We start from the raw sequence: 838 nt of genomic DNA, 5'->3' as shown, positions 1-838 counted from the left end.
TTTACGCTGTAAGTTTTGGGTTAGACAACACGTTTATAAAATCTGTTGTGTAACCCTTTACATTCACGGCAATGATATTTGCCTCATCATTAACCTACAAGATACTGATTAATTTATAAGCTAATTCACAGTCTTAGTGAGTAATTTCATTATTTTTAAATCTCTTAATAACGGAGAAAAATAATGAAAAACATCATCTTAGTATCTTTAGTCACACTCCTATCCTTCCCTACTCTTGCTGAAACTTGCGGTCAACACCTTGATAAAGGCATACCTTCAAGCAACAGCGATCAGTTCCTTTGCCGAGATGGCTATGCGGTTGGGTACAACTACAACACCAAAAATGCAGACTGGGTTGCTTACCACATTACCGCAGAAAGCGTGAACATCACCAACAAACGCAGTAACGCCTTCCAAGAAGACACTGAAATGCCGGATTACGCACGCTCTACCTTAGCGGACTACAAAGGCTCAGGATACGACAGAGGGCACCTTGCGCCGTCAGCGACAATGGATTTCACCCAAGAGTCAATGAAGCAAAGCTTTTTGATGAGTAACATGTCACCTCAACTGCCGGGGTTTAACCGAGTTGGTTGGCGCGTTCTAGAGGAACATGTTCGTGATCTCGCCAATGAGTACAATGAGCTTTATGTGGTGACCGGACCGATTTACCAAGGTAACGAAGGAACAATCGGTAATGGCGTGGTGATCCCGAGCGCATTTTACAAAGTCATTCTTGATCCAAGCTTTGATGAAGCCATTGCGTTCATTGTCCCGCATCGTGATGTTTCAAGCTCTGAGTTAGCCAACTTTATTACCACTATTGACGAAGTTGAAC

Annotated in this window: 1 protein-coding gene; it reads left to right on the top strand. The window is 42.8% G+C overall.

Features of this window, described 5'->3' with window-relative positions:
• Positions 1-183: 183 nt before the first annotated feature.
• Positions 184-838: DNA/RNA non-specific endonuclease (locus R7Z77_RS24815; protein WP_318136979.1), on the top strand; the 655-nt coding region annotated here is incomplete at its 3' end.

The sequence above is a fragment of the Vibrio sp. 1401 genome (genome assembly GCF_033340295.1).
Note: the sequence above shows the minus strand (reverse complement) of the source record. Positions and strands in the feature narration are given on the sequence as shown.